Source organism: Martelella sp., from assembly GCF_984369615.1.
In genome coordinates this window covers 1-8,332 of sequence record NZ_CFHTCS010000195.1, presented here as the reverse complement: position 1 = coordinate 8,332, position 8,332 = coordinate 1, and the positions used below count along the sequence as shown (strand labels likewise).

Here is an 8,332-nt window from a genome sequence, read left to right as displayed (position 1 = left end):
ATCGGCAACTTTCTCATCGTCGTGGCGGTCGTGCTGGCGATGATCATGGTCGCCATCCAGGTCTATGTCGACATCGTCAAGACCGACAACTGGGGTCTCGCCGATGCGCTCGGCATCCTGCAATTCGTGCTGGTGCTGCTGGTGGCCTCGATTCCGGTGGCGATGCCGGCTGTGTTCTCCATCACCATGGCGCTCGGCGCGCTGGCGCTGTCGAAGGAGAAGGCCATCGTCTCGCGCCTGTCCTCCATCGACGAGATGGCGGGCGCCGACATCCTGTGCTCCGACAAGACCGGCACGCTGACGAAGAATATCCTGACGCTCGGCGATCCGATCCCCGTCGGCGGAGCCACGCCTGAGGACATCGTGCTGGCCGGCGCGCTTGCCTCGCGCGCCGAAGACGGCGACGCGATCGACGGCGCGGTGATCGGCGCGCTTGCCGACAAGGCCGTGCTCGAGCGATACACCATCGGCAAGTTCACGCCGTTCGACCCGGTGTCGAAACGCACGGAAGCGGCGGTCAGCGGTGCGGACGGCAAGGCGTTCCTGACATCGAAGGGCGCGCCGCATGCGATCGTTCTCCTGGCCAATGCGGACAAGGCGGTGGCGGATGAGGTCGACGCCCATGTCGCCGAACTTGGCGCCAAGGGGTACCGCGCGCTCGCCGTGGCCCGCTCCGATGACGGCGGCGAGACCTGGACGCTGCTCGGCATCCTGCCGATGTTCGATCCGCCGCGCGATGATTCGAAGCAGACGATCGAGAATGTCCGCGCCAAGGGCGTCTCCGTGAAGATGATCACCGGCGATGACACCGCGATTGCCAAGGAGACGGCGCGCCAGCTCGGTCTCGGCACCAATATCCTGCCGGCGGCGGAGGTGTTTCCGAAGGATATGGACCCCGACAACGTGCCCGGCCCGATCGCCGACCGGATCCTGACGGCGGACGGCTTTGCCCGGGTGTTTCCCGAGCACAAATACGCGATCGTCAAGACCTTCCAGAAGAACGGCCATCTGGTGGCCATGACCGGCGACGGCGTCAATGACGCTCCGGCGCTGAAACAGGCCGATTGCGGCATCGCCGTTTCCGGCGCGACGGATGCGGCGCGCGGCGCTGCGGCGCTGATCCTGACGGCGCCCGGCCTTTCCGTGATCCAGAATGCCATCGACGAGGCGCGGCGCATCTTCGGACGGATCACCAGCTACACGATCTATCGCGTGGCGCTGACCATGGACATCATGTTCCTGGTGGTGCTCTCGACCATCTTTCTCGGTTTCCAGCCGCTGACGCCGATCATGATCGTGCTCATGTCGCTTCTCGACGATATCCCGATCATGACGGTGGCCTATGACAATACCAGCGTTTCCGAACAGCCGATCCGGTGGCGCATGCCGCATCTTCTGTCGGTCTCCGCGGTTCTCGGCTTTGCCTCGATCGTCCAGTCCTTCGGCCTGTTACTGATGGGCATGGAGGTTCTCTCCGAGCCGGGACGCTGGGCGGGGCTGGGGCTGACCGACCAGTCCCATCTGCAGTCGATGATGTTCCTGCAGCTGGTTGCCGGCGGCCATCTTCTGATGCTGGTCAGCCGCAAGGAGAACTGGTTCCTGAAAAAGCCCTATCCCGCCCGGCCGCTGCTTATCGCCATTTTCGCCACCCAGCTGGTGGCCGTCCTGATGTGCGGTTTCGGCATTATCGTGCCCGAGATTCCGTGGAAACTGATCGGTCTCGTCTGGGTCTACCTGATTGTCTGGCTGTTCATCATCGGGCTGGTCAGGATCGGCATCGACCACGTTCTTGAAAACCGCAGCGCCCGGCGGGCCATGTCCATCGACGTGGTCAACGAACGGCTGTTCCGCTAGCGGATCGATCCGAAAATCGATTTCGGTTTTCGGATCGATGCGTTAGTCTTTGTCAACAACAGGAGGCCTGCCGATGGATTTTCGCGAGAAATTGAGGATCGAGCCCGGAAGCACGGTCCGGCTTGCCGATATCGACCCGTCCTTTCACGGCACTATCAAGGACAAGGAAGAGGGCAAGGCCGCGCTTGACGCGGTGCTCGACGAGATCACGCCGCTGCAGGAAAAGCTCTATGCGGAGAAGAAGCACGCGCTTCTCGTCGTGCTGCAGGGCATCGACGCCGCCGGCAAGGACGGCGTGTGCTGGCATGTGATCCGGGCAATGAACCCGCAGGGCACCTATGTCGCGAGCTTCAAGCAGCCGACCGAAACGGAAAAGGCCCACGACTTTCTCTGGCGCGTGCACCAGCGCACGCCCGCGCTCGGCCAGGTCGCCGTCTTCAACCGTTCCCATTACGAGGACGTTTTGGTCGCCCGCGTCCACAATCTCGTGCCCGAAAGCGTCTGGTCCAAGCGCTACCGGCAAATCAACCATTTCGAGGAGTTTCTCTCCGAAAACGGCGTCAGCATCGTCAAGTTCTTCCTCTATATATCCAAGGATGAACAGCTCGACCGGTTCGAGAAGCGCCTGGAGGACAAGGAGCGTCAGTGGAAGATTTCCGGCTCGGACTATTCCGAGCGGGAACGCTGGGATGACTACATCGCGGCCTATGAGGACATGCTGTCGAAGTGCTCGACCGAACATGCGCCCTGGTATGTGCTGCCGGCCAACCGGAAATGGTTCCGCAACCTGGCGGCAGCTGAGATCATCCACAAGACCCTTGTCGACATGAGGATCGAAACGCCGCAGCCGACGGTCGACCTCGATGAGATCTATCGCAAATATCACCATGCGGTGCGCAGCGGCTAAAGCCGGGCTTTCGATCGCCCACTCCCGAAAGTTGTGCTGCGTCGCAATAATGAACCTTGAAAATAATCAATTACCTGTCATACTGAGGTCCGAGAGCCACGAATGACAGCGGTACAGTTTTGTTGCGACGCATCATTATGCCTCTCTTGGTTGTGCGAAGTGTAGACTGCCTGACAATGGCCCGCGCGCGGGCCGCGATCGGCTCGACATCGACGCCTTTCAGGAGGGCGCGAAAGACATGCGGGTTTTCTACTGCCAATATTGCGACCATCATCTGCGCTTCGGGCCTGCCGTTTGCTCCGCCTGCAGCATGCCGACGCCGGTTGCCAATCGAACCCGCTTCTGGGTCAAGCTCATGGCGGCCGTCATCCTTGCCGCGATCGCGGCCTTCTTTCTGGCGGTGTTCTGAGAACAATTCCTTCAATCGCGAATAAAAACGTTCACGCTTGCTGACTTGCGCGCGTGATTTCGGCTAAGTTGAACATCTTCAAGGGTTTGGGTAATGGAACCCGGCCGACGAAGAGCCACGGCTTCGTCGCGCCAGGCGTTTGGGAAAGGATGTGTGGAGTGGAGCTTGCGATCCTCGTCGCAATTGCCGCGGGCATATTTGCGGTCATCGGGCTGAGCGAGCCGCTCGCGGCGCGCCTCCGCCTGCCTTTTTCCGTGATCCTTGCCGCCATGGGTATCGGCATCGGCATTGCCGCCACCTTTTTCTGGCAGACGAGCCTTACCAATGCACTCAATCCCCTGGCGCTGGGCATCCTGAACCTGCCGATACGGGCGAGTTTCTTTCTCAACGTGTTCCTGCCGCTGCTCGTGTTTCAGGTGGCGCTCAATATCGATATCCGGCGCATGCTGGATGACTGGGTGCCGATCCTTGTGCTGGCGGTTCTTGCGGTTTTTGTCGCCATGCTGGCCGTCGGCTTCGCGCTTTATCCGGTCGCCGGCCTGCCGCTCGCCGCCTGCCTTCTGGTCGGCGCGATCGTCTCCACCACCGATCCCTCCGCCGTCGTCTCTATCTTCAAGGCGACGCCGTCTCCCCAGCGGCTGGCGCGCATCGTGGAGGGCGAAAGCCTGCTGAACGATGCGGCGGCGATCGCCTTGTTTTCGCTGTTCCTGGGCTTCGTCACCGTCAATGTCGCCAATCCCAGGCTCGGTCCCGCGCTTGTCACCTTTCCCTGGATCGCCGGCGTCGGCGGCCTGATCGGCATCGCCGCCGGGCGCTTCGCCGTCGAGGTTATCGCCCGCATGCCGGATTTTCCGCGCGGCCAGATCTCGGTATCGGTCGCCGTGCCGCTGCTGACATACCTGCTGGCCGAACAGTTTTCGGCATCCGGCGTGATCGCGGTGGTTGCCGCCGGATTGACTATCAATCTCCACATGACGGCGCGCTTCACGCCTGCCCTGAACCTGCAGATGCGCGATACCTGGGACCTGATCGCCCATTGGGCCGGTTCGCTGATCTTCATTCTCGCCGCCATCCTCATCCCCAAACTCCTTTCGGAGTTTGTGCTCTACGACCTGTTTCTGATCGCCGTCGTGGTGGTCGCGGCCCTTGTCGCCCGGGCGCTCATCCTGTTCGGCGTGCTGCCGGTCCTCGCCTATTTCAGGCTGTCTCCGAAGATGGAACGGCCCTACAGCGTGGCGATCCTCTGGGGCGGGCTCAGGGGCGCGGTCACGCTGGCGCTGGCACTGGCGGTCACCGAGAACCGCTACGTGCCGCAGGACATCAAGCACCAGGTCGGCCTGATTGCAACCGGCTTCACCCTGTTCACCCTGATCGTCCAGGGCACGACGCTGCGCTGGATCATCCGCCGGCTCAAGCTCGACAGGCTCAGCCCGCTCGATGTCGCGCTCAGCAACCAGGTGATCGCCGTCGCCTTGCAGAGCGTGCGCGAGCGGGTCTCCGAGACCGCGCGCGACCTCGGGCTGACCCGCGAGATCGTTCGCGACGAGGCCAAGCGCTTCGCCGAGCGCGTCGATGCGGCCGTGGAGGAGACCGACGCGACGGAGCGGCTGCAGGACCGGGACCGGATCACGCTCGGCCTTGTCGCGCTGGCTGCGCACGAGCGCGATTCGATCCTTGAAGGCTACCGCGACCAGATCATCTCCGCAGACCTTGCCGAGCGTCTGGTGATCGGCGCCGACATGATTATCGAGGCAACGCGCACCGGCGGGCGGGCGGGCTACCGGGCGGCCTCGCGACGGGTTTATGGCACGAATCTGCGCTTTCGCGTGGCGACGCTCCTCCACAACTATTTCGGCATCGCCCGCCCGCTCGCCAGCCTTTTGGAAGACCGGTTCGATGTGCTCGTATCCTACAGCATGGTGCTGCCGCGCCTGGAACTGTTCATTGACGAACGCATTCGCCGCATCCATGGCCGGCGCGTCGGCGAACTTTTGCACGAATTGCTCAACCGCCGCCTTGAGGAAGCGCGCCATGAACTCGAAACCCTCAGGCTGCAATTTCCCGGCTATGCGGAAGAACTCGAGCGGCGGCTGATCCGCCGTACCACGCTGCAGCTGGAGGAGGGCGAATATGAGGCGCTGGTGGAGGACGGGCTGATAGGCCCCGAACTGCGCGCGACTCTTGGCGCGGATATCGACAAAAGACGGGCGCAACTGAAGGGCCGTCCGGTTCTCGACCTGAAGCGGCAGAAGCGCGTCACGGTGGAGGGCTTCGTCGCCTTCGCCGACTTCACCGAGCGGGAACGCAAGCTGCTGCGCAAGAAAATACGCATCGTCTACGCCGCGCCGGGCCAGCATATCCTCAGGAAGGAAAGCTCCGCCCGCGAGGTCTGGTTCATCGCCGCCGGCACGGTCACGGTCGTTACCGACGGGGTGAAGCTCAGGTTGACGGAGGGTGACCTCTTCGGCCAGTTTGCCGTTCTGGCCAAGCGCCGCCGGCCGATCCAGGTGACGGCGGTGACGGACTGCACGCTGCTGACGCTGGACGAGCACACTTTCCGCACCTTCATGGCGCGCGAAGGCGCTTTCCGCACCGCCGTCATTCAAAGCGCTGCCGAGCGCGGCGTCATCATTCCGCCCGAAACCTTCGACCGCCCTGCCGATGAGCAGACCGCGCATATTCGGTCGATCCTCGTGAAAGCCGGCTCGCTCAGGCCGAGGGTGCGAAGACGGTTCTACCAGAGCGAGCTTTGAGCCGAGCGGGCGCAACGGTTCAAAGGCCGCACGCGCTCCAAAGCGGTCCAGGAAAAGCGGAGGCGCTAGCGCATCGGCCCGAAAATCGGGTCTGATTTTCGGAAAGCACGATGCGTAGATAAAATAGGTTAGAGCGTCCTTTGTGCGTCCGAATGGACGCACGGCGCTAAACGGCGTCATCCGTGTCAGGCAGTACAAGATAGATCAACACGGCGATGATCGTGATGAAGAAGCGGAATGCGCTTGATACGCCGTTCCACTGGTCGGACATCCACATTCCGAACCACTCGCCGCCAATCGACATAAAGCCGACCTGCCAGGTCAGAAAACCGAGCGTCAGCCCCACGACCGCCCATTTCTTGGCGGCGTTGAACACCTGCGCGGGGCGCCGAACGGCAGCAAACAAACGCAACCCTCCGATCCAGCAAAACAGCGCAGTGAGGGTCTCCAGGGCGATGATGAAGATGTAGCCCGCGTGATGGAGCGCTTCGGACTCGATAGCCCGGTACTTGATGGATGAGTCGGGAAAAATGGTGTCCATCAGGAAAACATGATGAACAAACGCAAAGTTCGACCCGTAATCCGTGATATTCCCGAACGCCACAAGTGAAGCGAAAAAGGCTATCGCGAGAACCGTCAAGGACTTCGACAATCTGATGGTCATGAAACTAGACTCCCTGGCATTTCGTATTCCGGAACGACAAGTGAAGGTTGCACTGACGTTCTTTGCTCGGATTTGACAATTGTCAGCGCACCGCCAATCGCGCGAAGGGATTGAGACGCTTGCCCGTTCAAGGGTGGCTGAGCGGTTGTTCGCGGGCGTTACCATGATGTGAGGCCGGGTGGATACAGGCAGACCTGTCAGTTGCGGTTCTGATGAGCGGTTGCGCGTTTCTTCGAGGCGCGTCATCCTTGCACCGACCGAACCTGCTCTGGCGGCCCTGCAGCCGGGGGCTTTCTCGGGGCTTTTGGAGCGTCCTGCGTCCATTCGCACGCACAAAGGACGCTCTAACCTAATGAATCTACGCATCGTGCCTTTCGAGAATCGATTTCGATTTTCGGCCCGATGCGCTAGCCTCTCGACCGAGTGTTCGGGACGTTTTTTCCGTTTTTGTTCAGGAAAGCGAAATTCCCTCTTGCGCGCAGAAACCCGAAAGTCTAATGGGGACGGGCCGTTATGGCTGGTCGGGGTGTAGCGCAGCCCGGTAGCGCACTTGACTGGGGGTCAAGGGGTCGTCTTCTCGAATACTTCTATATAAAACAATCACTTACATTTTTTTATAACGTATCTTGCGGTAATTCCTGTGGGAGTGAATGTCGCTGCGCGGCTTCAAACTCTGTGAGAAAAGCTTTCAGTTTCCCGCAATAAAAAAACCATTCTCTCTGATGGTGACAGGCTGCGAATTCGCTATGCAGTTGTCGTTCAAGGCGCAAGGTCCCCTTAACGCAAAACAAGAGTTCGCAGTCGAGCGGCGTTGATGTGAATATCTTCTTGATCCGCTCGCTGGGTTCATTCGAGTACCCAATCTTCACGAAATGGCTGCTCTTTATGAAATAGACATAGCCTGCTGCTGCCGGCATCTTCTTCGGCAGGGTGCGGCGCGCTCGCTTCAGGACCGAGCGACAAAGCGGGCTGATCGTGACGATCTCCGCCTTGATTGTGCTCTCAATTGCGCGCGCGTCTTCATAGTCATCCGTTTGGGTGTTTCCAGAATACCTCCGCCCGTCAAGCCAAAAATCATAGGAATAGCACTCGCTGTCGCCCCGCTTGTAGATCGTCATCCGTCTGCCTTTTTGTCCTTACCTCGCGTTTCGTGGGCCGGACTCGATGTCGCCTCCAGTGCAGCGCGGATATCATCGTCCAGCGCGTGAGCGTACTTCGTCGTCGTCTGGATATCGGCATGGCCGAGTAGTCGCTGAGCAACACGCAGGTTTGATTTTCTGAGTACGCGTGTCGCCGCGGTGTGGCGCATGTCGTGGAAGTGAAAGTCCTCGATGCCCGTTGCCGCGATCGCGCGCCGCGCCGCAGTCTTGAGGCCATCTTCTGTCAATGGATACCGTTTGCCGCGGACGAGCCCACGCTTTTTCAAAGTGCGGCGTGCCACGTAGGTGAAGACGACGTCCGGGTGGTGATCCTTCTGCGACCACAGCAGATCATAGATCGCGTCCGACATGGGGATAGTGCGGCGCTTGTCGCCCTTTCCGAAGACAGTAAATTGCCGCCCAAAGAAATCGACATGCGGCCATCGTAGGCCGAGGATCTCCATGCGCCGGCAGCCAGTGAGGAATGCGAAGAGGACAGCTTCTGCATACCCTGGGCTCAACTCTGCGAGGATCGCCTCTTCCTCGGCCGTGCTTGCCTCACGAACGCGCTCCTGTCTCTCGCGAAGCATATGCTGCCCGAAATCG

At 60.8% G+C, this 8,332-nt stretch carries 7 protein-coding genes; 4 read left to right on the top strand and 3 right to left on the bottom strand.

What is annotated here, in order from left to right; genetic code table 11:
• From AC5DC2_RS15040 to AC5DC2_RS15025, 4 genes are all read left to right on the top strand, one after another.
• Nucleotides 1-1,854, top strand: a 1,854-nt coding sequence (locus AC5DC2_RS15040) for a plasma-membrane proton-efflux P-type ATPase (protein ID WP_491699061.1), incomplete at its 5' end; no start/stop codon positions are given.
• A 73-nt stretch (nucleotides 1,855-1,927) separates the two neighbouring features.
• Nucleotides 1,928-2,761, top strand: coding sequence for a polyphosphate kinase 2 family protein (locus tag AC5DC2_RS15035; protein WP_491699060.1), 834 nt, complete (start codon nucleotides 1,928-1,930; stop codon nucleotides 2,759-2,761).
• Between the two features lie 238 nt (nucleotides 2,762-2,999).
• Entirely contained in the window at nucleotides 3,000-3,170 is a 171-nt protein-coding gene (locus tag AC5DC2_RS15030) for a hypothetical protein (protein ID WP_491699059.1), read from the top strand.
• 158 nt (nucleotides 3,171-3,328) lie between these two features.
• Nucleotides 3,329-5,923, top strand: coding sequence for a cation:proton antiporter (locus AC5DC2_RS15025; protein ID WP_491699058.1), 2,595 nt, complete (start codon nucleotides 3,329-3,331; stop codon nucleotides 5,921-5,923).
• Nucleotides 5,924-6,089: 166 nt separating this feature from the next.
• On the opposite strand, the gene AC5DC2_RS15020 is transcribed toward AC5DC2_RS15025, so the two are convergent.
• The 3 genes from AC5DC2_RS15020 to AC5DC2_RS15010 all read right to left on the bottom strand — a co-directional run.
• Complete coding sequence (locus AC5DC2_RS15020; protein ID WP_491699057.1) at nucleotides 6,090-6,587, bottom strand: DUF2165 family protein; 498 nt, start codon at nucleotides 6,585-6,587, stop codon at nucleotides 6,090-6,092.
• Nucleotides 6,588-7,201: 614 nt separating this feature from the next.
• Complete coding sequence (locus tag AC5DC2_RS15015; RefSeq protein WP_491699056.1) at nucleotides 7,202-7,705, bottom strand: GIY-YIG nuclease family protein; 504 nt, start codon at nucleotides 7,703-7,705, stop codon at nucleotides 7,202-7,204.
• A partial coding sequence (locus AC5DC2_RS15010; protein WP_491699055.1) for a tyrosine-type recombinase/integrase occupies nucleotides 7,702-8,332 on the bottom strand: 631 nt, incomplete at its 5' end. The genes AC5DC2_RS15010 and AC5DC2_RS15015, both read right to left, overlap by 4 nt.

Coding starts and splice junctions, on each gene's coding strand:
- AC5DC2_RS15035 (WP_491699060.1), top strand. CDS start 1,928: ATGGATTTTCGCGAGAAATTGAGGATCGAGCCCGGAAGCACGGTCCGG.
- AC5DC2_RS15030 (WP_491699059.1), top strand. CDS start 3,000: ATGCGGGTTTTCTACTGCCAATATTGCGACCATCATCTGCGCTTCGGG.
- AC5DC2_RS15020 (WP_491699057.1), bottom strand. CDS start 6,587: ATGACCATCAGATTGTCGAAGTCCTTGACGGTTCTCGCGATAGCCTTT.
- AC5DC2_RS15015 (WP_491699056.1), bottom strand. CDS start 7,705: ATGACGATCTACAAGCGGGGCGACAGCGAGTGCTATTCCTATGATTTT.